A 243-nucleotide genomic window follows, 5' to 3' on the forward strand; every position below is an offset into this window, starting at 1 on the left:
GGGAGGAACGATGATTATTTTTTCTCTTATATCATGTACGATCGCGATCATAACAGCGGTAGTCGGTGTGATGGAGGGAAAGAAAGAGTTTCGGGAAAAGACGGCGAACCGGATCGAAGTATATCAGAAATATATTGCGTCAAAACGTCAGGAAATCGAAGAGTGCAGAAATAGAGAATGGACAGAACGTAATGAAATCTATATTCCGGCAGAGCAGGAGATTCAGCAGGTGGAAACATTTTC

Annotated in this window: 1 protein-coding gene; it reads left to right on the forward strand. The window is 42.4% G+C overall.

Translation table 11 applies throughout. The features are described 5' to 3' along the window. Positions 1-10: 10 nt before the first annotated feature. On the forward strand, positions 11-243 hold a 233-nt coding region (locus NE619_RS18435; RefSeq protein WP_330640877.1), incomplete at its 3' end, for a hypothetical protein.

Source organism: Anaerovorax odorimutans (assembly GCF_024459955.1).
GTDB lineage: Bacteria > Bacillota > Clostridia > Peptostreptococcales > Anaerovoracaceae > Hominibacterium > Hominibacterium odorimutans_A.